Genomic DNA, 26404 nt, shown 5'->3' on the forward strand with positions numbered 1-26404 from the left:
TCACCGCTCGATCAGGCTTTTGCCGGTCATCTCATCGGGTTGCGGCAGGCCCATCAACTCCAGCAGCGTCGGCGCAAGATCGGCCAGCCGCCCATGCCGCAGCCGCACGCCGGCAGGCCCGCCAATCAGCGCGACCGGCACCAGATTGGTCGTATGCGCGGTATGCGGCCCCCCCGTCACGGGGTCGATCATCACCTCGCAATTGCCATGATCGGCGGTCAGAATCATCGCCCCGCCCGCCGCCTTCAGCGCATTCAGCACCTGCCCCAGATCGCGGTCGATTTCCTCGCAGGCAGCAATCGCGGCGGCAAGATCGCCAGTGTGGCCCACCATATCGGGGTTGGCATAGTTGACCACGATCAGATCGTAGCCATGGCTGATCGCGGCTATGAATTTCGCTGTCACCTCGGGGGCCGACATTTCGGGCTGCAAATCATAGGTTGCCACTTTGGGTGACTTTGGCATGCAGCGGTCTTCGCCCGGTTCGGGGGCCTCTTTGCCGCCGTTCAGAAAAAACGTCACATGCGGATATTTTTCCGTTTCGGCCAGTCGGAATTGCGTCAACCCGTGCTTGGCCACCCATTCGCCTAGCGTATTGACGATGGTCTGCTTGGGGTAGGCGCTGGTCATATAGGCGTCATGCGCCTTTGAGTAATCGACCATCCCCAGCATCGCCGCCCATTGCGGCCGCCCCGCCACGTCAAACCCGTCAAACTCCGGTGCGCCCAATGCGGCCAGAATCTCGCGCGCGCGGTCGGCCCTGAAGTTGAGGCAAAAGAACCCGTCGCCATCCTTGGCACCCCGGTAACCATCAATCACCGTGGGGGCGATGAACTCATCCGTTTCGCCCCGCGCATGGGCATCGGCCACGGCGGTGCGGGCATCGGCTGCCGCCGCGCCCTTGGCCTGAACAATCGCCCCATAGGCGCGGCTGACCCGCTCCCAGCGGGTGTCACGGTCCATCGCCCAGTAGCGACCGATGACGGTGCCGACACGCACGCCCTTTGGCAGCCCGGTCAGCAATTCGGCCACAAACTCGCCCGCCGAGGTAGGGGCCACATCGCGCCCGTCAGTGATCGCATGCAGCACCACCGGCACCCCGGCCCCGGCAATCGCCCGCGCCGCAGCCAGAACGTGCAGGATATGCCCATGCACCCCGCCATCCGACACCACCCCCATCAGATGCGCCGCACCGCCCGTTTCTTTCAGCCGCGCGACAAAGCTCAACAGGGCGGCGTTGCTGAAGAAACTGCCATCCTCAATCGCCAGATCAATCGCCCCCAGATCCATCGCCACCACCCGGCCCGCGCCGATATTGGTGTGCCCAACCTCTGAATTCCCCATCTGCCCGCTTGGCAACCCCACATCGGGCCCATGTGTAATCAGCGTCGCCCGAGGGCAACCTGCCATGACCGCATCGAAATTCGGCGTGTTTGCCAGCAGGGGCGCATTGCCCTCACGTTCGGCCCTCTCGCCCCAACCATCCAGAATGCACAAAACCACGGGTTTGGGATGGGTCATCTGGGCCTCCTGCAAAATCCTGCCCCTGATTACGCGCGGCGGCGCGGCAGGGCAACTCTGGGCATTCTTTCTGGCGTAAATATCCCGGGGGTGCGGGGGCAGCGCCCCCGTTAGACCCGGTGGTAAGGCGTTCCCGCCACAATCTGCGCCGCCCGGTAAATCTGTTCGGCCAGCATCACCCGCACCAGCATATGCGGCCAGACCATCCGCCCAAAGCTCATGCTGAAATCCGCCCGTTCGCGCAGCCCCGGCGCGATCCCGTCGGCCCCACCAATCACAAAGGCCAGATCCTGCCGCCCCGCGTCGCGCCAGCCGGTCACCCGTGCCGCAAACTCGGGCGAGGACAGCACCGCCCCGCGCTCATCCAGACAGCAGATCACCGCACCCGCAGGCACGGCCCGTTCCAGCAACACCGCCTCGGCCTCCATCCCGGCGTTCTTCTTGTCCTCAACCTCGATCACCTGCGCCGGGCCAAGGCCATGCGCCCGCCCGGTCTTGCCGAAACGTTCCAGATAATCGTCAACCAGCGTCTTTTCCGGCCCCGCCCGCAGCCGCCCCGCGGCGCAGACATGGACCCGCATCAGACGACCCCCGACCCCAGATCCGAGGTGGGCATCCACATCTTTTCAAGTTGGTAGAAGTCGCGCACTTCGGGGCGGAACACATGCACGATGACATCTGCGGTGTCGATCAACACCCAGTCGCCCTGTTCCTTGCCTTCGATCCGGCTTAGCCGACCATATTCCTGCTTTAGCCGGTCGATCAGCTTTTCGGCAATCGCCCCCACCTGGCGAGAGCTGCGCCCCGAACAGATCACCATGTAATCCGCCATCGAGGACCGCCCCTTCAGGTCGATCGTCACCACATCTTCGGCCTTGTCGTCTTCCAGTGACGCCAGAACGCTTGTCAGCAGCTCTTCGCTGCTTGGCTGGTCGACCAGCTCACCTTTTTCGTTTCTTGCATTGGCGGTGCGCACCGCGCGCGGTCCAACCGGCAGCCCGGTTGCAGGGTCAGAATGAGTCAGGACAGTGCCCTCCAGATAGGCGCGCCGAAGGCCCCCGGCGCGGGGAATACCATGAAACTAGCATCAGCGGCGCTAAATCTCAAGAAACGCGGGCCAAGACCAGCCCTATTCGGGTGCCATATTGCCACAAAGCCGATTCCAAGGTATCTAACACGCATGACCCGGTTTTTTGATATGGACGATCGCGCCCGCTTGCGGGAACGCTTTTACGGCGAAAGCCGCTCCATTCTCGCGTATCTTTGATACGCCGGGGTCTTTGCACCCCTCTTTTGCCCCTTATCTAATCCACAGCCATCTATGAGAGAGAGCCATGACCGCGCTCAAGACCCTGTATGACAAAATCTGGGATGCCCACGTCGCGCAAGAAGACGCTGACGGCACCTGCCTGCTGTATATCGACCGCCACCTGGTCCACGAAGTCACCAGCCCGCAAGCCTTTGAAGGGCTGCGACTGGCTGGGCGCAAGGTGCGTGCCCCCGGAAAAACCATCGCCGTGCCTGACCATAACGTGCCCACCACGCTTGACCGCGAACAGGGCATCAAGAATGAGGAATCGCGGATTCAGGTCGAGGCGCTGGACAAGAACGCGCGCGATTTCGGGGTGCACTACTATCCCGTTTCCGACGTCCGCCAGGGTATCGTGCATATCGTTGGCCCCGAACAGGGCTGGACCCTGCCGGGCATGACCGTGGTGTGCGGCGATTCGCACACCGCCACCCACGGCGCATTCGGTGCGCTGGCGCATGGTATCGGCACATCCGAGGTAGAACACGTTCTGGCCACGCAAACGCTGATCCAGAAGAAATCCAAAAACATGAAGGTTGAAATCACCGGCAAACTGCGCCCCGGTGTCACCGCCAAAGACATCACCCTCAGCGTCATCGGTGCGACCGGCACCGCCGGCGGCACCGGTTACGTCATCGAATATTGCGGCGAAGCGATCCGCGATCTGTCGATGGAAGGCCGGATGACGGTATGCAACATGGCCATCGAGGGTGGCGCCCGTGCGGGCCTTATCGCGCCTGACCAAAAGACCTTCGATTATTGCAAGGGCCGCCCGCACGCCCCCAAAGGCGCGCAATGGGAAGCGGCGTTGACGTGGTGGAAAACCCTTTACACCGACGAAGGTGCGCATTTCGACAAGGTCGTGACGCTCAGGGGCGAAGACATTGCCCCCGTCGTCACCTGGGGCACCTCGCCCGAGGATGTGCTGCCGATCACCGGCACCGTGCCCAGCCCGTCGGACTTTACCGGCGGTAAGGTCGAGGCGGCGCAACGCTCGCTTGACTACATGGGCCTGACCGCTGGTCAGAAACTGACCGACATTCAGATCGACACCGTGTTCATCGGGTCTTGCACCAACGGCCGGATCGAAGATCTGCGCGCCGCTGCCGCCGTGCTGAAAGGCAAGAAGATCAAGGACGGGATGCGCGCCATGGTTGTGCCCGGCTCGGGTCTTGTGCGGGCGCAGGCCGAGGAAGAGGGTCTGGCGCAAATCTTTATCGACGCGGGCTTTGAATGGCGTCTGGCGGGGTGCTCGATGTGCCTTGCGATGAACCCCGATCAGCTGGCCCCCGGCGAACGCTGCGCGGCCACCTCGAACCGCAACTTTGAGGGGCGTCAGGGCCGCGGCGGCCGCACCCATCTGCTTAGCCCGGCGATGGCGGCGGCGGCGGCCATTACCGGCCATCTGACTGATATCCGCGAGATGATGTAATCCGCGCGGGCGGGCGGGCCATGGCCGGCAAACGTACGCACAGCTTGTGCACCGTTTCCGTACCGGCCGGCCCCCCGTTCCGTGCCCCTTTTCAGGACCTGATCCACCATGGATAAATTCACCACCCTGACCGGTATCGCGGCCCCCATGCCGCTGGTCAACATCGACACCGACATGATCATCCCCAAGCAATTCCTGAAAACGATCAAGCGTTCGGGCCTTGGCGTGCACCTGTTTGACGAAATGCGCTTTACGCAGGACGGCAAGGAAATTCCGGGCTTTGTGTTGAACCAGCCCGCTTACCGCAAGGCTGAAATCATCATTGCCGGAGAGAACTTCGGTTGTGGCTCATCGCGCGAACATGCCCCGTGGGCGCTGCACGATTTTGGCATCCGCTCGGTCATAAGCACCTCATTTGCCGACATTTTCTATAGCAACTGTTTCAAGAACGGCATTCTGCCGATTGTGCTGCCGCAGGCGGCGATTGACGTGCTGATGGCGGACGCCAAAAAAGGCGCGAACGCCCGCATCACCGTCGATCTGGAGACGCAGACGGTCACTTCGTCTGACGGACAAACCTTTGCGTTTGACGTGGACCCGTTCAAGAAACACTGCCTGTTGAATGGCTTGGATGATATCGGCCTGACGATGCAAAAGATCGACTCTATCGACACGTTCGAGATGGCCGCAAACCAATCGCGCCCCTGGGTCTGATCCCTGCCATCGCCACTACATTTTGTGCCGCCTGTGGGTCATTGCCATAGGCGGCCTTTTTATTGCTTGAATATTGATGCAATCGCGCACCACTCCTTCCGTCAAATTGCCTCAAAGAATTCCTTATTCTTAACAATTGATTGCCAGAGGAAGCGGATATGGGCAGAATCAAGGCGCAAATAAGGCATCCCGCCACAATTGGCGGCAATAATACGGAACAAGACACCGGCATCGCATCGGGGTCGTCCGGGGAAGAGGGTTAGGACAGTGGTTTCACGTCTTTCGGGGGCGCTTTTTCGCGCTGTGCTGGTAATACTTCTGATTGCGACACCATCATTGATGATACCTGGGGTTGGGTCTGACACAACGCAGATTGTGGCGCTTATGGCCATGTTTGCGGCGGCGTTGACGTTCTTTGAATACGCCTCTGCCTACCCCGGCCTGGTAGAGTTCCGCGACGCGCCCCCGTTCAACCGTATCCGCTTTGTGTCGCTTTTGGTCACGGTGATGCTGCTGTCGATTGTCGTCACCAGCCACGCCGAACCCACAACGCTGACCCGCTTTGTCGAGGTTCTGGGTGCTTCCGTTGCCCAGTCAATCGACGTACCCTATAGCCCGGTGCGGCTTTTGGTGCTGATGCTGCCCGCTGACGCCGATGTGCGCCATATTGATATGGTTCGTACCGCGGGTGGCATAAGCTATATTATATCGTTGATAACGCTTGGTTATTTTGTGGTGATCTTGCGCACTATCGGTTGGCCGCACAGCATTGGCGGGTTCAACGTTTGGGTGAACCTGCCAACGTTTGACCCTACAGCGGGTGGGGATGTTGTTGACCGGTTGCGCCGTGATGCCTGGTTCAATGTAGGGCTTGGCTTTGTGTTGCCGTTTGTTATTCCGGCGTTGGTGAAACTGGTTTCCACGGGCTTTTCGCCTGTTACACTGGAATCTCCGCAAACAATGGTCTGGACGGTAAGCGCATGGGCATTTCTTCCGGCAAGTCTGTTCATGCGCGGCATTGCCATGGGGCGCATCGCCACGATGATCGAACAGCAGCGCGAACAAGAGCATCAGGACGAAAGCAGCTTTGCTACGGCCTGACGCTGGCGTTTTGGGTTTGCGGCCTGCTTCCCGTCATGGCCGATACATTGCGCGTGGCAACCTATTCGCCCGATCTGTCGCGCAAGGGCCCCGGCCTTTTGTTGCGCGATATCGCCAAGGGTGACGACCCCCAGATTGAGGCGGTGGCCGATGTGATTGCCGCCGCTGCGGTTGATGTGATCTTGCTGACCGGGTTTGACTGGGACCATGACAGCGCCGCGCTGACCGCGTTTGAGGCGCGGCTTGCCGTCCGTGGTGCCGCATATCCGCACCGCTTTGCGCTGCGCCCCAATACCGGGATGGCGACGGGGCTGGACCTCAACGGCAACGGCCGTCTGGGCGAGGCGCGCGATGCGCAGGGCTATGGCCGGTTTGCAGGGCAAAAGGGGATGGCCATTCTGTCGCGCCTGCCGATTGCCACCGATCAAGCCCGCGACTTTACGTCAATGCTGTGGCGTGACCTGCCCGGAAATCTGATGGCGGGCGCGGGACTTGCACCCGATGCTGCGGCGGTGCAGCGGCTTTCGACCACGGGTCATTGGGATGTGCCCTTGCAGTTGCCCGATGGCAGCGCGCTGCATCTTTGGGCCTATGCTGCGACCCCGCCGGTTTTTGACGGCCCCGAAGACCGGAACGGCCGTCGCAACCATGACGAAACCGCGCTGTGGCTGCGGTATCTGGAAGGGGCGTTCCCCCCCGTGCCGGATGCCCCGTTTATCATTCTGGGCGATGCCAATCTGGATCTGATAGATGGTGAAGGGCGGGCCGAGGCATTGGCGGCCCTTGTTGCCCACCCCTTGGTGCAAGACCCGGCCCCGCGCAGTCTGGGCGGCCCATTGGCTGCGGCCGCGCAGGGTGGCCCGAACGCAGGTCAGCGGGGCGATGCGGCGCACGACACTGCCGACTGGCCCGATAGCCCCGGCCCCGGCAATATGCGCGCCGATTACATCCTGCCCGCTGCCAGCCTGACGGTTACCAACTCGGGCGTCCTTTGGCCTACCCCTGATGAACCGCTTGCGGTGGCGGTACAGACGGCATCGCGCCATCGGCTGGTCTGGGTCGATATTGCCTTGCCCTGAAGGGCTGCCGCTTGACCATGCGTCGCCCAGCCGTTACGCCGCAACCAACCCTATTTTCGGTTGGAGACAGCAATGGCGAACCCCTCGATCCTTATTCTTGCCGGTGACGGTATCGGCCCCGAAGTCATGGCCGAAGTGAAAAAGGTCATCACCTGGTATGGTGACACGCGCGACATCCACTTTGACGTGTCTGAAGGGCTAGTCGGCGGTGTTGCCTATGACGCGCATGGTGCGCCCTTGTCGGACGAAACCATGGCGCGCGCGCAGGAAGTCGACGCGGTGTTGCTGGGTGCCGTAGGGGGGCCAAAATACGACACGCTGGATTTCAGCGTAAAGCCGGAACGCGGTCTGTTGCGGTTGCGCAAGGAAATGGACCTGTTTTCAAACCTGCGTCCGGCGCAGTGCTTTGATGCGTTGGCCGATTTTTCCAGCCTTAAGAAAGACGTGGTGGCGGGCCTTGATATCATGATTGTGCGCGAACTGACTTCGGGCATCTATTTTGGCGAACCGCGCGGGATTTTCCCCGATAATGAGGGTGGTCGCGTTGGCATCAACACCCAACGCTACACCACGGACGAAATTCGCCGCGTGGCGCGTTCGGCGTTTGAGCTGGCCAAGCGGCGTGGCAACAAGGTCTGCTCGATGGAGAAGGCCAACGTCATGGAATCGGGCATTCTGTGGCGTGAAGAGGTGCAGTGGGTTCACGACAACGAATACCCCGAGGTGGAACTGTCGCACATGTATGCCGACAACGGTGCGATGCAGCTTGTCCGCTGGCCAAAGCAGTTTGACGTGATCGTCACCGACAACCTGTTTGGCGATGTGCTGTCGGATTGTGCGGCGATGCTGACGGGTAGCCTTGGGATGTTGCCCTCGGCGTCGCTGGGGGCACCCATGGCCAACGGTCGCCCAAAAGCGCTGTATGAACCGGTGCACGGATCGGCGCCAGATATCGCGGGTCAGGGCAAAGCCAATCCTATCGCCAGTATTTTGTCTTTTGCGATGGCGCTGCGTTACAGCTTTGATCTGGGCGATGAGGCGACGCGGCTGGAAAAAGCCGTAGAGAAGGTACTGACAGAGGGTGCCCGCACGGCTGATCTGATGGGCCCCGAGGGTGGCAAGCCGATCTCAACCTCGGAAATGGGTGATGTCATCATCGCGGCGTTGAACAGCAGCCTGTAACAGGCTGCTGACATAATCACCGTGCCGGCAAGTTGTGCTTGGGTCCGGTCAGGGTATCCCGTCCCGAATGGTTGCGGGTCAGAGGGCTATAGGCGTGGCGCCCCAAGATAAAAAAGTGGCGCTGCGATCCTGGCCTGTCAGTGCCTGCGGCGCCGCTTGCCGCAGGCTACCGGCAGACCAATCAATCCGCATCGCTTTTGCATTATTTGCTGGGTCCCCCGTCAGCCCCGGTTTCAGCGGCGGTGATGATGATTTCAACCTTCAGGTCATCACCGGCCAGACGCGCCTCACCGCAGGCCCGCGCTGGGGCATATCCTTGGGGCACCCAGGCATCCCAAACCGCGTTCATTGCATCAAAATCGGACATATCAGCCAGCCAGATCACCGCCTGAAGAATATGTTTGCGTGACGATCCCGCCTCGATCAGAAGCGTATCAATGCGAGACAGGCAATCGCTGGTTTGTGCGGCGATATCAATGCCATCACCAACCTGACCGCACAGATATACCGTTCCGTCATGCGTCACGATGCGGCTCATCCTGGTGTTGGTGTGCATCCGGTCAATCATGTGTGTCTTTTGGGTCATGGGGCTGGCTCCGGGCTTATTTTGGGGGTTTGCGGCGTTTCGCGGCGTGTCAAATGACGCAGATAGCGCCGTTCCAGCCAGCGAAAGGCCGATGTGATGCAAAGCACGATAAGGAAATAAAGCAGGGCCGCGGTGATAAAACCCTCATAGGCCAGATAGTAGCGCCCGTTCAGCCAACGCCCGACGCCCAGGATGTCTTGCAAGGTGATCGTGCTGGCGACAACCGATCCGTGCAACATAAAGATGACCTCGTTTGAATAGGCGGGAATGGCCCGGCGGAAAGCCGACGGCAGGATGATGCGGCGCATACGTCCGGTGTAGGAATGGCCCGTGGCGATGGCGGCCTCGACCTCGCCTTTCGGGGTGTCGACGATGGCGCCGCGCAACAGTTCTGTGGAATAGGCCGCGGTATTCAACGTGAAAGCAATCAGCGCGCACCACCATGCCGAAGACAAGACCGGCTCCCAAAGCCAGCTTTTGCGGATAAACTCAAACTGGCCGAAACCGTAGTAGATCAGGTATGTTTGCACCAAAAGCGGCGTGCCGCGGAAAACATAGGTGTAAGCCCAGATAATGGGATTCAGAACCCGGTGATGCGAAGCCCGCGCTATCGCCATTGGAATTGCCAGCAGGCCCCCAACGAAAAGCGCGAGAAACGTCAGGTTCAACGTTGTCCAGACCCCATAAAGGAACCTGTCGAAATTTTCAGCGATCAGTGAAATATCAAGCGGGATATAGGACAGGATTTGCTCCATGGTCATGCCCTTTCCACGCCGCGGCTATAGCGCCGGTCCAGCATGCGAAATGCAATGTCCGACAGGCCGGTCAGGATCAGGTAAATTACGAACGCCGCCGCCATAAAGGTAAAGAGCTGCCCGCTCGACCGGCCGGCCGTGAACGCATTATAGACAAGATCCTGTAACCCGATGACCGAGACAAGCGCGGTCGTCTTGAGCTGTACCAGCCAGTTATTTGTAAAACCCGGTAATGCGTAGCGCACCATCTGCGGCCAGATGATATGGCGAAAGATCAGCAAACGGGGCATGCCGCAACTGATACCAGCCTCGATTTGCCCGCGCGGGATTGCCATGATCGCGCCGCGAAAGGTTTCTGTGAAATAGGCGCCGAAGATCACGCCAATGGTTCCTGCGCCAGCAACAAATTGGCTGATCTCGATATAACCCCAAAGCCCGGTCAGGTCGCCCATAGCGTTCAGCGTTACTTGCCCGCCATAAAACACCAACATGATCAGGACCAGATCCGGGATACCCCGCACGATTGTCGTATAGATTTGCGCCAACCGCCGTGCGATCCGGCTGGCGGACAGCTTGGCCCAAGCCCCCAAAAGCCCGAACACCACCGCAATAATCAGGGACGCCAGCGCGAGTTGAACTGTCATGGCCGCGCCAGCCATCAGCTGTGATCGATATTCGAAAATGAGGTCCATCGCCGGGTCCTTTCGGAAAAAAACAGGGCCGCGGCATGCGGCCCTGTCGGTTCAGCTCATTTCGCGGCGGGGCTGCCGCCGTAGATATCGAAAGCAAAATACGTATCGTTGATTTTGGCGTAGGTGCCATTTTCGCGGATCGCGGTGATGGCGGCGCTTAGCGCGTCGCGCAGTTCTGCATCGCCTTTGCGAACAGCTATGCCGACGCCTTCGCCGTAGCATTCCACGTCAAGATGATCGCCACCAAGAAAGGCATAATCGGCCCCCTCTTCCTTTGACAGGAAGCTTTCGTAAGCAATCAGCGAATCCGATAACTGGGCGTCGATCCGACCTAGCGCGAGGTCCCGGAATACTTCTTCTTGTGTTCCATAAAGCACGATCTCGGCGCCGGGGAACATTTTCTCGGCATAACATTGGTGGGTTGCGCCGCGCTGCACGCCGATACGCTTGCCCGTCAATCCCTCGGGTGTGCCCTCAAATGTCACATCTTTCCTGGCGACCAGCCGCGCCGGGGTCTGATAGTATTTGTCAGAAAAGTCGATCTGATGCTTGCGCTCTTCGGTGATCGACATAGAGGCGACAATGGCGTCGAATTTCTTGGCCTTCAGTGCCGGGATCATCCCATCCCATTCCTGTTCGACCAGTTCGCATTCACGCTGCATCTGGGCACAAAGCGCCTTGGCAATGTCGATATCGAAACCGCCAAGTGTTCCATCGGAATCCTTGAAGGAGAACGGCGGATAGGCGGCTTCAACCCCGATGCGCAGGGTTTCTGCTACAGCGGCTGTGCTGCTTAGCGCGATCCCCAGCGCCGCCACGGTTGCGAACAATGTTCTTCTTTTCATGGTTGTTTCCTCCTTCAGATGGGTTTTGTCAGTTCATGCGCGACAAAAAGGCCTTGAACTGTTCAGTTTCGGGGTTAGCAAAAAGCTTGCGCGGCGGGCCTTCTTCGCAGACCTCGCCCTGATGTAGAAACACTGTCTTTGACGATACATCGCGCGCAAAGCCCATCTCGTGGGTCACGACCAGCATGGTCCGGCCTTCCTCGGCCAGGTTGCGCATCACAGTCAGGACCTCACCCACAAGTTCGGGGTCCAGCGCCGAGGTTGGCTCGTCAAACAGCATCACATCGGGGTCCATTGCCAGTGCCCGGGCAATTGCCACCCGCTGTTGCTGGCCACCCGAAAGATGCGCGGGATAATAGTCGGCGCGGTTGGCCAACCCGACCTTGGCAAGCAGCGCCTTGGCTTTTTCCCGGGCCTCGGCCTTGGGGGTCTTTTGAACGTAAAGCGGGCCTTCCAGCACGTTTTCCATGACCGTCATGTGGGACCAAAGGTTGAAGCCCTGGAAAACCATCGAAAGCCTTGCACGCATGCGCTCGACCTGCCGGATATCCTCGGGGACCATTTCGCCATGACGGTTTTTCTTCATGCGGATTTTTTCACCGCCCAGATAGACATCGCCTGAATTCGGTGTCTCCAAAAGGTTGATGCAGCGCAGGAAGGTGCTCTTGCCCGAGCCCGAGGCGCCGAGGATTGCAATCACGTCCCCCTTTTGCGCCTCCATCGACACCCCTTTGATGACCTCGTGGTCGCCAAAGCTCTTGTGCAGGTTGTCGACCCTCAGGGCGGAAATGCCGGTCATGCTGATGTCTCCTGTTGAGATGTGAGTGCCGCCAATTCGCCAAGTGAGATGGGTTTTATGGGGCTGCGGGCGCGTGGTGTTGCGGGGGTGGCCCCGCAGGATGATAGGATGCCGCGCACCGTCAAGTCGCACATCCGGCCTTGGCACGGGCCCATTCCGGCGCGTGTTGCGGTTTTGACCTGCCTCAAGCCGTTCGCGCCCTCTTGCAGTGACCGGCGGATATCGCCCGCGGTGACCTCTTCGCAGCGGCACACAATTGTGTCGTCTGGGGGGGATAGAAATTCTGGAAGGGGCGCATAGACAGCGTCAAGAAATGGCCGGATTGCCAGCGCGCGGCGCAGCGTGGCACGTTCTGGCACAGAGCGCTGATCGCGCGCCGCCTGGCTGCTTTTCCCTGAAAGATGCAAGACATCCAGTGCCACCAATCGCCCCGCCGCTTGGGCAGCCTCGGCGCCGCCAATCCCGGCGCCGTCACCTGCCACATGAATGCCTGAAACATTGGTCCGGCCCCATGAATCAACTACCGGCTGAAACGCTTGCTGTGCCTCGTTCCAGGCATGAACGATCCCCGCGGCGCGGCTTAAGTGGGTTGCGGGAACAACGCCCTGATGCGTCAAAAGGATGGGCGTGTCCATATGGTGTTCACGCCCCTTGGCAACAAAAGAAAAGGCGATCGTGCCGTCCTTCGTCGTGGCGGCTTTGAAGCCAGAGGCACCGGTATACCGCGCCACGCCAGCGGCCCGGATTTTGCGTATAAGGCCAAGGCCCTTGATCAGCGTGCCTGCGCCAAGAAGTGCGCGGGGCAGTCGTGGCAGGGCGCGCAACATCATCGCCTGTGACTGCGTTTCCACCATCGCTTTTGGCGGTGTGCCTGCGTCGATCATCTGTGCCGCAATAAGATAAAGAAGCGGCCCGGACCCGGCCAAGACCGCGTCGCGCGGCAAAAGCCCTGCGGTTTTCATCAGTATCTGCGCCGCACCTGCCGGCATCACCCCGGGCAGCGTCCACCCCGGAAATGGAACCGGGCGTTCTTGCGCCCCGCCTGCCAAAAGGATGTGGGGTGCGCAGCTGACATTGCTTCCCCCATCGCGGGACCAGATAAGGCGTGGTCCCGCCTCAAGACGCCAGACGGTTGCGCCATATTTGGCGGTTATATTTGGGTGATCAAGCGCCGCAACAAGCGGTTTTCCCGCCGTGTATTCCTTGCCAAGATAGGGGCGTTCCGCACCACCCGCGGCCACATTGCGAAAGATTTGCCCACCGGCACGGGGCTGTTCATCCAGCAGCAACACACGCGCGCCGCCGTTTGCGGCGGTGGCGGCGGCGGCCATTCCAGCGGGGCCTGCGCCGACGATGATCAAATCGGTGTCACGCATCTTCGCCGCCTCCGATCAAAGGGCGCAATCCATGCTGTCGCCGCAAAACCATGCCATCGCGGACGGCAATCATACAGCCCTGAACATTCGGTCGCCCGTCAACCTCAACCAGACAATCGAAACAGACACCCATCATGCAAAAGGCCGTACGGGGCGCACCCTTGACGGTATGGCGTGCGGCGTCGCCCGAATGCGCAAGCAGTGCCGCCGCGACCGTATCGCCGGGATGTGCCGTGATGGGCTGGTCATCCAACGTCAATTTTATGGCCCTGGCAGCCTCAGGCCGCGCCAGAAAGCGCGAAGCGATTTTCATCGAATGCCTCCAGATTTGGTGCGCGTGAAGTATCGTCGATCCATTCGGCCAGTACGGTCGCATGAAGAGAGGCCAGCGTGACGCCGCTATGACAAGTTACAAGATAGGCGCCGGGATGCTGTTTTGACCGCGCGTAGACCGGATAGCCATCCGGCGATACCACGCGCAGCGCACCCCAGGCGCGGACGACCCGAACATCGGCCAGAGCAGGAAGAACCGTCACTGCATGGCGCGCCAACTGCGCCATGATGGGAAGCGTCTCACTGTCATCGGGGCCAGCGTCGGCCTTGGTCCCACCGATCTGCACGCCGCCCTCATCTACCTGCCGGATCGTGCTGGACAAGAACGGAAGCCGGTCGGCCAGCTTTTCGGTAATCAACAATTCGCCGCGCTGTGGCCGGACGCGGGTTTCAAAGCCCAATTGTGCCGCCAATTGCGATGTGCCAAGGCCCGCGCAAAGGATGACGCGGTCCGCCCCAAGATGATTTCCGTTCTGCAATGACAGATCAAACCCCCCTGACATTGATGGCGAAATGCTGGTTATCAAAGCATCCGAAACCAGATTACCCCCCAGCGCCGTGACCGCGCAACGTAGCGCCCTAAGTAAACGCAGCGGGTTTACATGGCCGTCGGCTGCACAAAAGGTGGCCCCGACGACACCCGACCCGATCCCCGGATACATCCGCCGCAGGTCATCAGGGCCAATGATTTCGTGGCTGAACCGATTCCCGAGATGCGCCTGCTGCCGTTCCAGCGATGCCCTGAACTGATCAAATTCCGTCGTATCCGTAAAAAACTCAAACCCGCCTGACTGTGACAGCGCCAATTTGAGGTTGGACATCTCTTCCAGCATCGCCGCAAATTGGGGCCAGGCGGTAACGGCATCGCGTGTCCATTCCGCGTAGGGCGCAAAGTCGGCACCTTTGCCTTGCAGCCACACAAGACCGAAATTTCCCTGCGATGCGCGAAAGTCTCCGTCGGCGCCGTCAAGTATTGTCACCCGGCGCCCTGCCTGCAAAAGGCCAATCGCAATTGACAGGCCCACGACGCCACCGCCGATGATCGTAATTTCTGATGTTTGGGTTGCCATGCGATTCCTCCGCAGTTGAAAATCGCATAAAATCATTCATACGAAAAATTCTTTATTTTGTTATAATCATTCATTCATGGTATGTATCCACATCATGCTGAACCGCCTTACCCACCGCCAACTTGAAGCGTTCCGCGCAGTGATAGAGACCGGAAAAGTCACGGCTGCGGCCGGCGTGCTTAATACGACTCAACCTTCGATCAGCAGGATACTCGCCGATCTTGAAACTGTCACAGGTTTCAAGCTTTTTGAGCGACGCGGACGGCAGCTGGTTGCGACATCAGAGGCGCTGGCGCTTTACGAAGAGGTAGAGCGGTCCTTTGTCGGCCTGGCCGAGATTTCCCGCGTTATTGATGACATTCGTGATTTTCGTCGCGGAAGTCTGCTGATCGCGGGTATGCCTGCGCTGGCGCTCAAGTTTCTGCCCGATGTGATCGGGGCCTTTATCAAGCTGGAACCGGGGATCATCGTCTCGCTTCGGGCGCGAAGCTCTCAAGCGGTCTTGCGGCACCTGAGTTCGCAGCAGTTCGACCTCGGGTTTGCGGCGCTTGAAAATGACCATCCGGCAGTGCGGCGCAGCCCGATCTTTACCGCGCCCATGCAGGCCGTTCTACCGATCGGGCATCCGCTGGGGCAAAAGGACCGATTGGAGCCGGCCGATTTTGATGAACAACCCTTTGTGGCGCTTGGTGCAGAAATCGCCACCCGGTCCGAGACCGATATTTTCTTTGCCATCGGCAATGCCCGTCCACGGATCGTCGCAGAAGCCCAGCTATCGGCATCCATCTGCGAACTTGTCGCAAAGGGTGCGGGTATCTCGATCGTCGAGCCGGTAACAGCCGCTAATTTTGCGGCGACAGGAAAGATCATCACGCGCCATCTGCACCCAGAACAACCGTTCCGCTACGATCTGCTCTTGCCCGCACTGCGCGAACCCTCGCGTGTGGCAACGCGCTTTCTAGAACTGGTTGAGGCGCGATTTGGGGAACTGCTTGGTGGCTGAAACCAGTGGGCTATTGGCACATTTTCGGATGACGGACGTTGTGACCCAAGGCGCCCCTTGAAGGGGCCCTGCGTTTCCGGACAGGTTTGCGGCGCAACCCAGATGCTTTACCCCCCGCGATGAATGCGGCCCGATATTGTTGCAGTCATCGCGCCGAGCGCCGATCTTTCAGCAGCCCGTTAAAGGCCTTTGCTGAATTGCTGGTCATATAGCTGTCGGAACTTGCCACCGTTGGCAAGTAAACCGGACAAGGTGCCCGTCTCAACCAATTTGCCTTCTTCCACATAGCAAATTCTTTCAGCGCGCAGCACCGTAGACAGGCGGTGCGCAACCACAATGGTGGTCACACCCTTGGTTATCCGCTCCAAAGCGTCACGAACCAACACCTCTGAATGGCTATCGAGCGCGCTGGTTGCTTCATCAAGAAGAAGAACAGGCGCACGCCTGAGCACCGCGCGCGCAATGGCAAGCCTTTGCCGTTGCCCCCCTGACAGGAAGGTGCCGTTTTCACCGATTGGCGTATTGTACCCCAGCGGCAGTCTCATGACAAATTCGTCAGCATGCGCAATACGCGCCGCCTCGCGCACCTCGTCATCGCTGGCCATTGGCCTTGCGATGCGAAGATTTTCCATGACGGTATTGGAAAACAGGAACGTATCCTGACCAACATACGCAATGGATTTTCTAAGGCTGGCGAATGAAATCTCTCGCAGATCATGCCCCCCTAGCAAGATCCGCCCCTCCTGCGGGTCATAAAGGCGCAGGATTAGGTTAAGAAGCGTAGATTTCCCACCTCCGGATGGCCCCACAAGCGCGGTGGTTTGCCCCTGTGGAAATTCAAATGTGATGCCGTCAACAACGGGGTTGGAGGGATCGTATCCAAAACGAATATTGTCGAGTTTCAGCGAAACGGGCCCTTCCGGAAGGGTCACGGAATTACTGCTTTCGGTCATGGTTATCGGCTGATCGATAAGTTCATACATCATGCGAACCCCAATCATTCCGGCCTCAATACTAATCCGCATTTTCGAAAGCCGTTTCGCCGGTTCATAGGCCATCAGGAAGGCCGTAACAAAAGACATGAGCTGCCCTGCCGTCCCCGCAGGATTTCCAAAAATGTCGACAGCACTCAGAATGACAATTCCGGCTATCGCGAGGCCGGTTATCGTGTCCATCAGTGGCGCCGTCGCCGCCTGTAGCCGGACCATCTTGTTCGCACGTGATTCCACCTGACGAACAACCAGATCCATTCTTTCTGACATCATACGTTCTAGCGCAAAGGACTTTACCACCCGCGCACCCACGGCTGTTTCCTGAACGACCTTGATGATCTCGGTAAGTCCGGCCATTTCCTGTGCCATCACCGAGCGCACGTTCCTTAGAATTTTCTGCACTCCAAAGAGCGCGGCCGGACCCACGAAGAGACATATTATTGAAAGAAGGGGCTGTTGATATACCATCACCGAAACCAGTGCGATAAGCGTTAGAAGGTCCCTTACGAACCCTGTAACTATCGTATCAATCACGTTTCGCGCCATTTGTGCACTTTGTGTGACGCGCAAAAGAACATCCGAAGATTCGGTCGCGTTGAAAAAGGTCAGCCCCTGCTCCAATAAACGATTGTAAAGGGTCGTCTGTTTTTCAGCCACAATTCGATTGCCAGCGCGCGCCATCAGCGTTGCCTGGGCGTAAGACGCGATTCCCTTGAGGAAAAAGGTCAGGACCACCCCGCCCGCCACATAGAAAACCCGCGCCCGGTTTTCTGAATCGGTCATCGCATCGACAATCTCGCCCATTATCCATGCGCTGGCACCTGTGGTAAGCGCAACGAGAACCATCGAGAGTATGGCAAAGGCGTAGCGTTTGCGATGCTGCGGAATGCTCTCCAGCAACAAACGCATCAACAAGCTGTTTGCACCCATCTTCTTCAGTGTTTTTCCAATGAGGGCATTCGCTTTGTGCATAGGGTTTCTTCTCCGGCTGGGGCAACTTTGCGGCGATGCTGACGCGCAGACGATTCCTTACTACCGTTTAGCTTCTGAAAGCCTGCTTCTTGCCGACCAGCTTTCCGGTGTCAAACAGCGCTGTTGTGCCACTTTTGCATGTGCGGTGACCACCCCTTCTTTCCAATGACGTCAAGTCGATAGAAAAGTGGGGTCCAGTGCTGATCGCAACTTGGCCTATCCGTGCGGCAGCCGGCTGCATATCGTCAACGCTGCCGGCCGTTCGTTGACTGGCCGGCAGCGCCCCTAACGGTTATCACATGGGGCTGCGCCTGGCCCTCGGCCCGGCCCGGTGCAGCCTTGGCGATCAGATCAAAGACCCGATTCACCTTCGCGGTAAAAAGCCTGCCGGTGGGCGTGATAAATCTGGCAGGTTGCGGCACCGGGTCTTGCTGATCTTACTATGTCAGAGGGTTTCTTTGACGTTTTTTCCCAGCATGATCAGAGACAGGCCGCTTGAGAGGAAGTTTACACCAAGTAGCAGACCCAGCGTCCAGACGGCCGTTTCAGGCCAGCCAAAAAGGATGATGGCACCCACAATCAGTGAACAAATTCCGCTGAATACCATCCACCCCCAACTGCGCAAATGGCCACTGATCCGCAGGCCCAGTAGGATGGAAACGATCCCCTCCATCAGAAAAACAATGATCATCACAATGGTCAATGTTGCGATCCCGACCCCCGGAAATAGCAGGAACACCAGACCTAGCAGCAGCGTAAGTCCGAATAGGATAGCGCCATAAAACCATTCTTTCGCCGGCCGCATTTCCCAGGCAAACCAAAGGCCGACCACGCCCCACAGCAAAAGCATCCAGGCAATCAGGATTTCGCCTGCGAGTGTGGCCCATCCGGGCAATAAAATGGCCAATAGCCCGATTGCGGCAAACACAATTCCGATATGTGTCAGCCGCTTTGAAAATGTGGGTTTGTGCGCCGTGCCTGCAAATGAGTGATCTTGTGCGTTCATCTTTGTATTCCTCAATGATGGCGGATTCCGACAACCAGCCAGCTGGAACTCCTTTAATCTTTGACCTATCCGCGAAACTCATCTGAACCTTACTTCTGTGCAAGATTCACGGAAAAGCTGGCTGAAGCTGTGCGCAGTGCGTAATCTCTGGGTAAAGTACGGAGCTGCCCATGAAAATCCTGTTGGCCGAAGACGATGAAAAGATGGCCGAATACATGTCGGCGGGGCTGGTTGAAAATGGCCACAGCGTCGATCGCGTGGCTGATGGGCGGGACGCGCTTAGCTATTGCCTATATAATGATTGCGATATGGCCATATTGGACCGGATGATGCCGGGGATGGACGGGCTTTCGGTGCTCAAGGCGCTGCGCGCAGCACATAAGGACCTGCCGGTATTGTTTTTGACCGCTATGGGGCAGGTCGAAGACAGGGTCGAAGGCCTGTCAGCGGGTGGCGACGATTATCTGGTCAAACCCTTTCATTTTTCAGAACTTCTGGCTCGGATCGAAACAGTCACCCGGCGAAAATACGATAGCGGTGAAACCCATGCGATTGATGTTCACGATCTGCATCTTGACCTCTTGTCCCGCACGGCAACCCGTCAGGGCAAGGTGATTGAGCTTCACGCCAAGGAATTCGCAATGCTGGAAATTTTGATGCGTAACGCCGGGCGCGTGGTGACACGCACAATGTTGCTGGAGCGAGTGTGGAATTTCAACTTTGAGCCAAACACCACGGTTGTTGAAACCCACATGAGCCGATTGCGCACCAAGATCGACAAACCTTTTGATACGCCCCTGATCCATACGATCCGCAACACCGGATATTCGCTGCATGGACCGCGGTAACGTCCTTTCGGGGGCCGCATTCACGGCTGTCTTGATGTCAGCGATGGTTTTTCTGGCCGTTCTTGTTTCGGTCGGGGTGGTATCGCACATATACGTCGAGCGTAGCCTGACAGAAGAATTACGCGTGGATATTCAGTCTAGGTGGACGCTTTTCGAAACCGATTACCGGCACGAAGGGCTAACTCCCCTGACCGAGTTGATTGAAACCGCCACGCGTTTTACCGCAGGCGAACATCGCGTGATCGGCTTGTTTGATCCAGACGGTGTGCTGATCGCGGGCAACATGCTTTTACGGCCTGATGGGGCCGGGTGGCAAAGCGGGCCGCTGGATGGTGTTGTCGCCGCTGCGCAAGGTCAGGGCCAAAGCCGCCAGATCGACTATCTTTATTTTAGCGATACCATGGAGCCTTATACACTTGTCGTTGGGCAGCGCATGGATCGGCTGCTTTTGGTCAACCATGCCCTTTTTCGGACCCTGGCCATGGCCGGCTTTGTCATTGTGCTGACAATGTTGGGCACGGGCTATCTTCTAAGCCGCAAAAGCCAGAGCAAGCTGGAAGCGATGGAGGCGACATTGGCTCAGGTATCCGCCGGGGATATGACGGCGCGCATGGCGGTCCTGGCCGATAATGACCAGATCGACCGAATAGCCGCGCGTATGAATGCGCAACTGGACCGGCTGTCACGGATGGTGGTTTCAACCCGCACAACCGCCGCCGCAGTCGCCCATGACCTCAAATCACCGCTGGCACGGGCCTATCTTGGGCTGGGACGCGCGCTTGACCGGATAGACGCGGGGCTGGACCCGCAAGCCGAGGTTGAGGATACACAGGCCGAATTGGAAAGGATGACAGGGATTTTCGATGCCTACCTGCGGCTTTCACGGATCGAGTCGGGCGGCGATGGTGCCGCATTCACCACCGTCGATCTTGTCGCGTTGCTGGATGACCTGACCGAAACCTATCAAATGGTGGCCGAGGATGCGGGGCAGGCCCTGCGTTATGTGCGCTCGGACGATGATCGCTTTGACATCATCGGGGATCCGGCGATGTTACAGCAGATGGTCGTCAACCTGCTGCAAAATGCCGTTAGCCATGGCGGCATGGGCAATCAGATCCAGCTATGTCTTGACCGAAAGGCGCACGCTGTTCGCCTGACGGTTGCCGATACTGGCCCAGGTATTCCCGAGGCCGCGCGCGAGGCCGTGTTTGAGCCGTTCCACCGGCTTGATGCCAGCCGCCGCACGCCGGGCAGTGGTCTGGGGCTGGCACTGGTTCGGGCTATCGCTGAACGGCATGGGGCGCAGGTCACGCTTTCGGATAACGCGCCGGGGTTGCGGGTCGTAATAGAATTCCGCACGCAAGAAGACCCTCATACCGCATAGGGCAAGGTGGGCAGAGTAAGGCCGAACCTTGCAAAATGCGAGGCGGCGCAAGATTCGGGTCTGCGCGGTAGTGGCCGGCCCTGAACCAGCTTTCGATCCGTCGACCGGCAGAGGATTAGAGGCCAATTCGCCCCAGCGCAGCAAGCAGGGGCGCGGGGTCTTGAATGGCAAGTCGCACGGGCAGCGTCAGCACTTTGGGCCGAAAAGAGGCGGGCAGACGGGCCGCATCCTTTTCGGTGGTGACAAGTTGCGCCCCCAAAAGCCGCGCTTCGGTTTCAAGGCGCGTCAGCAGGGCCAGCGTGAAGGGCTGGTGATCGTCCAACGGCTCGGCGCGCAACAGATGGGCGCCAAGGTCGTGCAACGTCGCAAAGAACTTTTCCGGATGACCAATGCCCGCAAAGGCAAGAACTGGTAGCCCCTGCCAGTCCATCCCGGTTTCCAGCGGCTCAAGCGTGCCGGTCAGGTGCGGCAACGGGCTGGGCCACGTCGCGGCAAAGCGGGTCTGCGCGGCGGCAGGGCCGATCGACAGCAGCAGATCGGCGCGCGCAAGGCCGGTGGCCACGGGTTCGCGCAGCGGGCCTGCGGGCAGGCAGCGCCCGTTGCCAAACCCCTTGGCCGCGTCAACGACAATCAGTGACAGGTCTTTGTGCAGCGCCGGGTTCTGGTGGCCATCATCCAGCAAAATCGCCTGCGCGCCAGCCTGCACGGCCGCCCGGGCGGCGATGGTGCGATCCTGGGCAACCCATGTGGGGCCAAATGCCGATAGCAGCAGCGGTTCGTCACCGACGTCGGCGGCGGTGTGACGGCGTTCATCGACGCGGGTGGCGGTTGTTGTGCCGCGTGGCAGGCTGCCGCCGTGGCCGCGGCTGACAACATGCGCGGTGATCCCGCGTTCGGTCAAAAGCTGCATCAGCGCTATGACGGTGGGGGTTTTGCCGGTCCCGCCGGCGTTCAGGTTGCCGACGCAGATCACCGGAACGCCGGGGCGAAAGCCCGCCCCCCCCCGGGCCAGTCGGCGGGCCGTGGCCGCGGCATAGAGCGCCCCCAAAGGCGCCAGAAGCCGCGCGGCCAACGTGGGCTTGGTCGGGGGGGTGAACCAGAACAAAGGGGGCCGCATCACCCGACCTCGGCGCGGGGGTTGTCCAGTAGCGCCAGAATTTTGCGCACCACCGTTTCCGCCACGCCAGAGCCGCCCGAAGTGACCGCCCAGGCGTTATGCGCAAGCGCCGCCGCCTTGTCCGGTGCGATCAGGTCGGCCACCGCCATGGCGAGCGCATTTTCATCAGCCAGCAGCCGGGCGGCGCGGGCCTCGCCCAAACGGGCGTATTCGGCGGCAAAAGGCACTGTTTGCGGGCCGTGCAGAATGGCCGACCCAAGCGCTGCGGGTTCCAGTGGCGAATGTGGATTGATTGCCGTGCCGGACAATGTGCCGCCCATATAGGTGACCGGCGCCAGCCGATACCACAGCCCCGGTTCGGATGGATCGTCGGCTATCAGGATCTGGGTGTCTTCGTCGGGCTCGCCTTCTTCTGTGCGGCGGGCAACGGACCAGCCCTCGCTTTGCAGCTGGTCAGCCAGTTCGGCGCCGCGTCCGGGGTCTTCGGGAAGAAGGATCAGCAGCATCCGGTGCGCGTGACGCAGGGCATATGAATGCGCCGCCAGAACGGCCGCTTCCTCGGCTGCGGGGGGTGCCATGGCCAGCCAGACCGGGCGCGCGCGCAGCGTCAAGGCAATAGCGGCCCTTTCAGTTTCGAAACAGGGCAGTGGCTCGGCGGTTTCTGAAACAGTGCCGGGGGCCTCGATGCGGTCCGCAGGTACGCCAAGCTGGGTCAGCGTTGTGACGCTGATCTGATCTTGCACCAGCAACAACCGAAATCGCCCCAAAAGAGCGCGCAAAAGCGGGCGTTTCAGGTTGAACCGTTGGGCCATCGTGGCCGGTAAACGCGTGTCACACAGCATTAACGGGTGCCCCTTGGCGTGACAGGCCTCGATCAGGGCGGTGGGGAGTGTGGGGGGCGTGTCGGCAGAAAAGGTGGTGGCGACAAACACGCTCAGATCCGGGTGCCAGTGGTCGATAAACGCCCGTGCCAATGCCGGGTCATCGCCGGTAGGGGGGGCGGTTGCGATGATTTCATTCGTGGGGGGCCCTTTATGTGCGGCCTGCGTGCCTGATGGGTTGGCCGATTTTGGCGCAGCCAAGCCGGGGTCCAGACCCTGTTCAGACAGCAATACCGCAAGGCCGGGGCGGGCGTGGCTGATGTGGCGGGCAAGTTGCCCGGCGCTGGCATGGGCGGCAGGCGTGGTTGCATGTAGCCAGACCAGCGGCCCTTCCGGGCGCGGGGTAGTTGGCGCATCCACCGTCAACCGAGGCTTGCGCGACCGGGTTGCAAGGTTAAGCCACGTCGGAAAGGGCCGCGCCATGGCTTTTGATCAGCCGCCCAGCTCTTCGGTGGGGCTGGCGGCGATTTCTTCGTCACGCAGGCGGTGCAGGTGAGCCAGAAAGTAGCGCGTATGCGCGTTGTCCACGGTACGCTGCGCTTCGGCCTTCCAGGCGCGATGCGCCGAGGCATAATCGGGGAAGATGCCGACGATATGGATATCGTTCACGTCCTTGAATTCGGTCCGGGCTGGATCGGTCAGTTCGCCGCCAAATACCAGGTGAAGGCGTTGCGTTGCGGGGTTGCTCATATGGACTCCTGTCATGCGGGGTGGTGTGGCGCAGACCCTATGCCAAGGTGATCGCAGGCTCAAGCCGCACCGCGCGGTTGGACGGTGGTCAAAGCGCCACTCCCAGCCCGATCAAATGATCGGCACCGCGCCGGATGCCGCGTTCGTCGTTCACCTCCAGGATAAGGCGGGGGTGTTTCGGCAGTTCGGCCAGTGCGGCGAAAACCGCGTGCCAGTTGATGGTGCCCTGGCCCGGGTGCCAGTGCCGGTCAGCATAGCCGTCCGCGTCTTGCAGGTGAACATGTTCCAACGCGGCCCCGGCTGCGCGCACGAAAACATCAACCGGTGGCGCGCCGGTCGTGCCATGGGCGTAATGCGCATGCCCCGTATCAAGCGAGACCTTGACCTTCGGGCTATTCAGCGCGCGTGCCAACGCCACCCGGTCATGCGGGTTCTTGTCTTCGACATTTTCGATGACCAGCGTCACGCCGGCGTCTTCGGCGCGCTTGATTACCGGGTCCATCACATAGCGGGTGCGTTCCACCTGAATATGTGCCGCACTGGGGTTGATGGCGTTATTGGCATCATCCCAGGTGGTGTAGGGCGAATGGACCACCATCTGATCGGCGCCAAGATCTTCGCAGATCTGCAAGGTCCGCAGCATCCGCGCACGAATTACCTCGGTGATCAGCGGGTCAGCGCAATCAATGGAAAACGACATGAAGGGACCATGCAGGCCAACGCGCCCGGTATGACCATCCAGCAGGGCCTTGGCGCGGGGGGTCATGGCGGTGATGTCATCTTCCTGCACCATCGGCCAGCAGAAGCTTTGAATTTCAATGTCGCGTTGCTTTTCCATAATCCAGTTGCGGTGCAGCGCCAGCATGTCGAGGCTAAGGGCGACGCCCAGCACGGGCAGGTCTTTGGGCATGGTGGTCTCCTTTATCGGCAGGGCGATGCTGGCGGAACACGGGGGCAATATCAATTGTCATGCGGCCGGGGCAGGCCCTTTTCTTTGTGTGAACCAGACGTTATCGCAGAGCCATGAAGCCGACCTTGACCCAAATCTACGATGCCCGCGTGGCAGATGGCAGCCTTCAGGCCGAGAGCGCCCAACGCGCCGCCTTGCCATATCTGGAAGCCGTGCGCGCGATGCTGGAGCGGCCGGCAAAAAAGAACGGGCTGTTCGGTCTTTTTGGCAAGCCCGCACCAATGGCAAAGGGGCTTTACCTTTGGGGTGGTGTCGGGCGCGGAAAGTCGATGCTGATGGATCTGTTCCATGAGACGGTCGATATCGCGGCCAAACGGCGGGTGCATTTCCACGCATTCATGCAAGAGGTGCAGGCCGGCCTGAATGAGGCCCGCAAAACCGGCGCGCCGGATGCGATCCGCCCGGTGGCGGCCGCCATCGCTGAAGACGCGCGGCTTTTGTGTTTTGATGAGATGCACATCACCGATATTGCCGATGCGATGATTGTGGGGCGGCTGTTTGAATACCTGTTCGAGCTGGGGGTAACGATCGTCACCACCTCGAACCGCGCCCCCGAAGCGCTATACCTCAACGGGCTGAACCGGGCGCTGTTCTTGCCCTTCATCAGCCTGATCGAGGCGCGGATGACCGTGTATGCGCTGGATAGTGAAACAGATTACCGCCAGCATCGGCTGCAAGGTGCGCAGGTCTACTTTACCCCCGCCGGGCATGAAGCGGCGCAGGCAATCGACGGGATCTGGCAGGATCTGACCGCAGGCAGCGTGGCCGCGCCGCTGCACCTGAGGGTCAAGGGGCGCGATGTGGTGCTGCCGGCGCATCATGATGGCGTGGCGCGGGTGTCCTTCTGGGATCTGTGCGCCAAGCCCTTGGGCCCGGCGGATTATCTGGCCGTTGCCGCAGCCGTGCGTGTGCTGATCCTTGAGGGTATCCCCTATCTGTCTGCGGCGAACTATAACGAGGCAAAGCGTTTCGTGACGCTGATTGACGCGCTTTACGAGGCCAAGGTGGCGCTGATCTGTTCGGCCGCAGATCAGCCGGAAAGTCTTTATACCGAGGGCGAGGGCAGTTTTGAGTTTGAGCGCACGGCAAGCCGCCTGCGCGAAATGCAGGCTGCGGATTGGGGCGGCTAAATGCCAGGGCGGGTTAGGGGTCTAGCCGTTGTCGCGCAAGATTTGCCCGGCAAGATAAAGCGACCCACAAATCAGAATCCGCGCGCCGGGGGTGGTTTTGGCCAGATGGCGCACCGCGTCCAGCACGGTTTTGGCTTGTGCGGTTGCGGTAAACCCAGCGGCGCGGGCGGCGGTCTCGGTTGCTTCGGCGGGCAGGGTGTTTGGCTCGTCCGGGATCGAGACGGCGGTCAGGCTGGTGGTCCCTGCCGCCAGCGGGCGCAGATAGCCGGTGACATCCTTGGTGTTCAGCATGCCGACAATCAGATGGGTCGCGCGTGCGGGCATCCGCGCCAGCGTGGCGGCGATGGCCTGTCCGCCGGCGGGGTTATGGCCGCCGTCCAGCCATAGTTCAGCCGATGGCGCGGCCTCCACCAGCGGCCCGTGGCGCAGGCGCTGCATCCGGGCGGGCCATTCGGCGCGGGTCAGGGCCGCCTCGCAGGCGGTGCTATCGGCACCCAGATGGCGCAGCGCCGCCAGCGCCGCCCCGGCGTTTTGTATCTGATGTGGGCCCGGCAGATTTGGCAGCGGCAGGTCCAATAGACCCGATTCATCCTGAAACACCATGCGTCCGCGTTCTT

Annotated in this window: 27 protein-coding genes; 9 read left to right on the forward strand and 18 right to left on the reverse strand. The window is 60.0% G+C overall.

The genetic code is table 11. The annotated features are described in order from the left end of the window. The 3 genes from gpmI to rsfS form a co-directional block, all read right to left on the reverse strand. On the reverse strand, nucleotides 1–1521 hold the full coding sequence (gene gpmI, locus ACM62R_RS13140) for a 2,3-bisphosphoglycerate-independent phosphoglycerate mutase (RefSeq protein ID WP_415184498.1): 1521 nt from the start codon (nucleotides 1519–1521) through the stop codon (nucleotides 1–3). 110 nt (nucleotides 1522–1631) lie between these two features. Further along, nucleotides 1632–2102: a 23S rRNA (pseudouridine(1915)-N(3))-methyltransferase RlmH gene (gene rlmH, locus ACM62R_RS13145; RefSeq protein ID WP_415184499.1), complete on the reverse strand. Its 471-nt coding sequence runs from the start codon at nucleotides 2100–2102 to the stop codon at nucleotides 1632–1634. Beyond that, nucleotides 2102–2431 carry a ribosome silencing factor gene (rsfS, locus tag ACM62R_RS13150; protein ID WP_415184523.1) on the reverse strand — a complete coding sequence of 110 codons (330 nt, stop codon included), beginning with the start codon at nucleotides 2429–2431 and terminating at the stop codon, nucleotides 2102–2104. The genes rlmH and rsfS overlap by 1 nt, the downstream gene beginning before the upstream one ends. A 424-nt stretch (nucleotides 2432–2855) precedes the next feature. Here rsfS and leuC point away from each other — a divergent pair, with 424 nt between their 5' ends. The 5 genes from leuC (at nucleotide 2856) to leuB (ending at nucleotide 8338) form a co-directional block, all read left to right on the forward strand. Next, the gene (leuC, locus tag ACM62R_RS13155; RefSeq protein ID WP_415184500.1) at nucleotides 2856–4262 is read left to right on the forward strand and encodes a 3-isopropylmalate dehydratase large subunit; all 1407 of its coding nucleotides are present in this window, start codon (nucleotides 2856–2858) and stop codon (nucleotides 4260–4262) included. A 108-nt stretch (nucleotides 4263–4370) separates the two neighbouring features. Then, the gene (leuD, locus tag ACM62R_RS13160) at nucleotides 4371–4976 is read left to right on the forward strand and encodes a 3-isopropylmalate dehydratase small subunit (RefSeq protein WP_415184501.1); all 606 of its coding nucleotides are present in this window, start codon (nucleotides 4371–4373) and stop codon (nucleotides 4974–4976) included. 339 nt (nucleotides 4977–5315) lie between these two features. Next, the gene (locus ACM62R_RS13165) at nucleotides 5316–6077 is read left to right on the forward strand and encodes a hypothetical protein (protein WP_415184502.1); all 762 of its coding nucleotides are present in this window, start codon (nucleotides 5316–5318) and stop codon (nucleotides 6075–6077) included. A 35-nt stretch (nucleotides 6078–6112) separates the two neighbouring features. Beyond that, nucleotides 6113–7156 carry an endonuclease/exonuclease/phosphatase family protein gene (locus tag ACM62R_RS13170; RefSeq protein WP_415184503.1) on the forward strand — a complete coding sequence of 348 codons (1044 nt, stop codon included), beginning with the start codon at nucleotides 6113–6115 and terminating at the stop codon, nucleotides 7154–7156. Between the two features lie 72 nt (nucleotides 7157–7228). Beyond that, nucleotides 7229–8338 carry a 3-isopropylmalate dehydrogenase gene (leuB, locus tag ACM62R_RS13175; RefSeq protein ID WP_415184504.1) on the forward strand — a complete coding sequence of 370 codons (1110 nt, stop codon included), beginning with the start codon at nucleotides 7229–7231 and terminating at the stop codon, nucleotides 8336–8338. A gap of 202 nt (nucleotides 8339–8540) precedes the next feature. On the opposite strand, the gene ACM62R_RS13180 is transcribed toward leuB, so the two are convergent. The 8 genes from ACM62R_RS13180 to ACM62R_RS13215 are packed head-to-tail and all read right to left on the reverse strand — an operon-like array spanning nucleotide 8541 to nucleotide 14794. Then, a complete protein-coding gene (locus tag ACM62R_RS13180) occupies nucleotides 8541–8906 on the reverse strand; it encodes a RidA family protein (RefSeq protein WP_415184524.1) in 366 nt (121 codons plus the stop codon). Nucleotides 8907–8920: 14 nt separating this feature from the next. Further along, nucleotides 8921–9685 (reverse strand): ABC transporter permease, encoded by a 765-nt coding sequence (locus ACM62R_RS13185; RefSeq protein WP_415184505.1) that lies wholly within the window; start codon nucleotides 9683–9685, stop codon nucleotides 8921–8923. Further along, the gene (locus ACM62R_RS13190; protein WP_415184506.1) at nucleotides 9682–10371 is read right to left on the reverse strand and encodes an ABC transporter permease; all 690 of its coding nucleotides are present in this window, start codon (nucleotides 10369–10371) and stop codon (nucleotides 9682–9684) included. The genes ACM62R_RS13185 and ACM62R_RS13190 overlap by 4 nt, the downstream gene beginning before the upstream one ends. A gap of 56 nt (nucleotides 10372–10427) precedes the next feature. Then, nucleotides 10428–11216 (reverse strand): ABC transporter substrate-binding protein, encoded by a 789-nt coding sequence (locus ACM62R_RS13195; protein ID WP_415184507.1) that lies wholly within the window; start codon nucleotides 11214–11216, stop codon nucleotides 10428–10430. Between the two features lie 28 nt (nucleotides 11217–11244). Next, nucleotides 11245–12006, reverse strand: coding sequence for an ABC transporter ATP-binding protein (locus ACM62R_RS13200; RefSeq protein ID WP_415184525.1), 762 nt, complete (start codon nucleotides 12004–12006; stop codon nucleotides 11245–11247). Nucleotides 12007–12011: 5 nt separating this feature from the next. Beyond that, a complete protein-coding gene (locus ACM62R_RS13205) occupies nucleotides 12012–13391 on the reverse strand; it encodes an FAD-dependent oxidoreductase (protein WP_415184508.1) in 1380 nt (459 codons plus the stop codon). After that, entirely contained in the window at nucleotides 13384–13704 is a 321-nt protein-coding gene (locus tag ACM62R_RS13210; protein ID WP_415184509.1) for a (2Fe-2S)-binding protein, read from the reverse strand. The genes ACM62R_RS13205 and ACM62R_RS13210 overlap by 8 nt, the downstream gene beginning before the upstream one ends. Further along, nucleotides 13670–14794, reverse strand: coding sequence for an NAD(P)/FAD-dependent oxidoreductase (locus ACM62R_RS13215; RefSeq protein ID WP_415184510.1), 1125 nt, complete (start codon nucleotides 14792–14794; stop codon nucleotides 13670–13672). Before ACM62R_RS13215 ends, ACM62R_RS13210 begins: the two co-directional genes overlap by 35 nt. Nucleotides 14795–14888: 94 nt before the next feature. Here ACM62R_RS13215 and ACM62R_RS13220 point away from each other — a divergent pair, with 94 nt between their 5' ends. Next, nucleotides 14889–15797, forward strand: coding sequence for a LysR substrate-binding domain-containing protein (locus tag ACM62R_RS13220; RefSeq protein ID WP_415184511.1), 909 nt, complete (start codon nucleotides 14889–14891; stop codon nucleotides 15795–15797). Nucleotides 15798–15976: 179 nt separating this feature from the next. On the opposite strand, the gene ACM62R_RS13225 is transcribed toward ACM62R_RS13220, so the two are convergent. Both ACM62R_RS13225 and ACM62R_RS13230 read right to left on the reverse strand, forming a co-directional pair. Then, a complete protein-coding gene (locus ACM62R_RS13225; RefSeq protein WP_415184512.1) occupies nucleotides 15977–17761 on the reverse strand; it encodes an ABC transporter ATP-binding protein in 1785 nt (594 codons plus the stop codon). 445 nt (nucleotides 17762–18206) lie between these two features. Beyond that, the gene (locus tag ACM62R_RS13230) at nucleotides 18207–18767 is read right to left on the reverse strand and encodes an HdeD family acid-resistance protein (protein ID WP_415184513.1); all 561 of its coding nucleotides are present in this window, start codon (nucleotides 18765–18767) and stop codon (nucleotides 18207–18209) included. Nucleotides 18768–18937: 170 nt separating this feature from the next. Here ACM62R_RS13230 and ACM62R_RS13235 point away from each other — a divergent pair, with 170 nt between their 5' ends. Beyond that, the gene (locus tag ACM62R_RS13235) at nucleotides 18938–19615 is read left to right on the forward strand and encodes a response regulator transcription factor (RefSeq protein WP_415184514.1); all 678 of its coding nucleotides are present in this window, start codon (nucleotides 18938–18940) and stop codon (nucleotides 19613–19615) included. Nucleotides 19616–19649: 34 nt separating this feature from the next. Then, the gene (locus ACM62R_RS13240) at nucleotides 19650–20999 is read left to right on the forward strand and encodes a sensor histidine kinase (protein WP_415184515.1); all 1350 of its coding nucleotides are present in this window, start codon (nucleotides 19650–19652) and stop codon (nucleotides 20997–20999) included. Between the two features lie 115 nt (nucleotides 21000–21114). Here the strand turns inward: ACM62R_RS13240 and lpxK are convergent, their stop codons facing one another. From lpxK to ACM62R_RS13260, 4 genes are all read right to left on the reverse strand, one after another. Continuing rightward, complete coding sequence (lpxK, locus tag ACM62R_RS13245; RefSeq protein ID WP_415184516.1) at nucleotides 21115–22116, reverse strand: tetraacyldisaccharide 4'-kinase; 1002 nt, start codon at nucleotides 22114–22116, stop codon at nucleotides 21115–21117. Then, the gene (locus ACM62R_RS13250; protein ID WP_415184517.1) at nucleotides 22116–23420 is read right to left on the reverse strand and encodes a 3-deoxy-D-manno-octulosonic acid transferase; all 1305 of its coding nucleotides are present in this window, start codon (nucleotides 23418–23420) and stop codon (nucleotides 22116–22118) included. Before ACM62R_RS13250 ends, lpxK begins: the two co-directional genes overlap by 1 nt. 9 nt (nucleotides 23421–23429) lie before the next feature. Then, complete coding sequence (locus ACM62R_RS13255; protein WP_415184518.1) at nucleotides 23430–23687, reverse strand: DUF4170 domain-containing protein; 258 nt, start codon at nucleotides 23685–23687, stop codon at nucleotides 23430–23432. An 88-nt stretch (nucleotides 23688–23775) separates the two neighbouring features. Continuing rightward, the gene (locus tag ACM62R_RS13260; protein ID WP_415184519.1) at nucleotides 23776–24597 is read right to left on the reverse strand and encodes a sugar phosphate isomerase/epimerase family protein; all 822 of its coding nucleotides are present in this window, start codon (nucleotides 24595–24597) and stop codon (nucleotides 23776–23778) included. A gap of 113 nt (nucleotides 24598–24710) precedes the next feature. Between ACM62R_RS13260 and zapE the strand changes: the two genes are divergently transcribed. Beyond that, nucleotides 24711–25787 carry a cell division protein ZapE gene (gene zapE, locus ACM62R_RS13265; RefSeq protein ID WP_415184520.1) on the forward strand — a complete coding sequence of 359 codons (1077 nt, stop codon included), beginning with the start codon at nucleotides 24711–24713 and terminating at the stop codon, nucleotides 25785–25787. A gap of 21 nt (nucleotides 25788–25808) precedes the next feature. Here the strand turns inward: zapE and ACM62R_RS13270 are convergent. Further along, nucleotides 25809–26404: glutamate ligase domain-containing protein (locus ACM62R_RS13270; RefSeq protein WP_415184521.1), on the reverse strand; the 596-nt coding region annotated here is incomplete at its 5' end.

This window comes from Phaeovulum sp. (assembly GCF_047638075.1).
Classification (GTDB): Bacteria; Pseudomonadota; Alphaproteobacteria; order Rhodobacterales; family Rhodobacteraceae; genus UBA6197.

Coding starts and splice junctions, on each gene's coding strand:
- gpmI (WP_415184498.1), bottom strand. CDS start 1,521: ATGACCCATCCCAAACCCGTGGTTTTGTGCATTCTGGATGGTTGGGGC.
- rlmH (WP_415184499.1), bottom strand. CDS start 2,102: ATGCGGGTCCATGTCTGCGCCGCGGGGCGGCTGCGGGCGGGGCCGGAA.
- leuC (WP_415184500.1), top strand. CDS start 2,856: ATGACCGCGCTCAAGACCCTGTATGACAAAATCTGGGATGCCCACGTC.
- leuD (WP_415184501.1), top strand. CDS start 4,371: ATGGATAAATTCACCACCCTGACCGGTATCGCGGCCCCCATGCCGCTG.
- ACM62R_RS13165 (WP_415184502.1), top strand. CDS start 5,316: ATGATACCTGGGGTTGGGTCTGACACAACGCAGATTGTGGCGCTTATG.
- ACM62R_RS13170 (WP_415184503.1), top strand. CDS start 6,113: ATGGCCGATACATTGCGCGTGGCAACCTATTCGCCCGATCTGTCGCGC.
- leuB (WP_415184504.1), top strand. CDS start 7,229: ATGGCGAACCCCTCGATCCTTATTCTTGCCGGTGACGGTATCGGCCCC.
- ACM62R_RS13180 (WP_415184524.1), bottom strand. CDS start 8,906: ATGATTGACCGGATGCACACCAACACCAGGATGAGCCGCATCGTGACG.
- ACM62R_RS13185 (WP_415184505.1), bottom strand. CDS start 9,685: ATGACCATGGAGCAAATCCTGTCCTATATCCCGCTTGATATTTCACTG.
- ACM62R_RS13190 (WP_415184506.1), bottom strand. CDS start 10,371: ATGGACCTCATTTTCGAATATCGATCACAGCTGATGGCTGGCGCGGCC.
- ACM62R_RS13195 (WP_415184507.1), bottom strand. CDS start 11,216: ATGAAAAGAAGAACATTGTTCGCAACCGTGGCGGCGCTGGGGATCGCG.
- ACM62R_RS13205 (WP_415184508.1), bottom strand. CDS start 13,391: ATGCGTGACACCGATTTGATCATCGTCGGCGCAGGCCCCGCTGGAATG.
- ACM62R_RS13210 (WP_415184509.1), bottom strand. CDS start 13,704: ATGAAAATCGCTTCGCGCTTTCTGGCGCGGCCTGAGGCTGCCAGGGCC.
- ACM62R_RS13215 (WP_415184510.1), bottom strand. CDS start 14,794: ATGGCAACCCAAACATCAGAAATTACGATCATCGGCGGTGGCGTCGTG.
- ACM62R_RS13220 (WP_415184511.1), top strand. CDS start 14,889: ATGCTGAACCGCCTTACCCACCGCCAACTTGAAGCGTTCCGCGCAGTG.
- ACM62R_RS13225 (WP_415184512.1), bottom strand. CDS start 17,761: ATGCACAAAGCGAATGCCCTCATTGGAAAAACACTGAAGAAGATGGGT.
- ACM62R_RS13230 (WP_415184513.1), bottom strand. CDS start 18,767: ATGAACGCACAAGATCACTCATTTGCAGGCACGGCGCACAAACCCACA.
- ACM62R_RS13235 (WP_415184514.1), top strand. CDS start 18,938: ATGAAAATCCTGTTGGCCGAAGACGATGAAAAGATGGCCGAATACATG.
- ACM62R_RS13240 (WP_415184515.1), top strand. CDS start 19,650: ATGTCAGCGATGGTTTTTCTGGCCGTTCTTGTTTCGGTCGGGGTGGTA.
- lpxK (WP_415184516.1), bottom strand. CDS start 22,116: ATGCGGCCCCCTTTGTTCTGGTTCACCCCCCCGACCAAGCCCACGTTG.
- ACM62R_RS13250 (WP_415184517.1), bottom strand. CDS start 23,420: ATGGCGCGGCCCTTTCCGACGTGGCTTAACCTTGCAACCCGGTCGCGC.
- ACM62R_RS13255 (WP_415184518.1), bottom strand. CDS start 23,687: ATGAGCAACCCCGCAACGCAACGCCTTCACCTGGTATTTGGCGGCGAA.
- ACM62R_RS13260 (WP_415184519.1), bottom strand. CDS start 24,597: ATGCCCAAAGACCTGCCCGTGCTGGGCGTCGCCCTTAGCCTCGACATG.
- zapE (WP_415184520.1), top strand. CDS start 24,711: ATGAAGCCGACCTTGACCCAAATCTACGATGCCCGCGTGGCAGATGGC.